Genomic DNA, 644 nt, shown 5'->3' with positions numbered 1-644 from the left:
ACACAAAATCAAAAAGCCAAGGGAACAGAGAAAATCCATAACCCACTGATTTTACTTAATTAAGCATCACGCTTTCTATACCGCAAATAGCGGCCTTTCTCGCACGCTACCGCATTCTTTCCTGACAAAAGAAAAACAAATCCTAGCACTCATCTTCATGAAACAAATAGAAAAGTAGTATGAATATGTGTGTTTGAACACGCAATTAGACGGCAAAAAGCATGATAACTGGGCCAGTATTGATAAATTACAACGCCTGTATAAATAAACAGTCTCATAATGTTATGAAAAGTCAGTTTCTGATAAGTGTAAAAGAGCATATGCTTACTCGCCATTATGCCAACAAAACTATCGAGAGTTACCTATTCTGGATAAAGCGCTTTATTGTATTCCACCAGCTTGCTCATCCATCGAAGTTATCTGAAGACGACGTTATTCGATTTCTCAGCCACCTCGCTATCGATGAAAAAGTTGCAGTCAAAACTCAAGCATTGGCGCTGAATGCTATTTCGTTTTTATATCGAGACTTTTTTAAAACCCCGCTTTCACTGGATATGAGGTTCCAAAAATCACTGACGGAAAAGAAGCTCCCTGTTGTTTTGACTCGCGATGAAGTCCGCAGGTTTGTGCAACATATCGATCCG

1 protein-coding gene is annotated in these 644 nt (G+C 39.1%); it reads left to right on the top strand.

What is annotated here, in order from left to right:
* Positions 1 to 284: 284 nt before the first annotated feature.
* The coding region (locus R8N49_RS27975) for a phage integrase N-terminal SAM-like domain-containing protein (protein ID WP_318190551.1) at positions 285 to 644 on the top strand (360 nt) is incomplete at its 3' end.

The organism is Vibrio sp. 1978, assembly GCF_033344345.1.
Note: the sequence above shows the minus strand (reverse complement) of the source record. Positions and strands in the feature narration are given on the sequence as shown.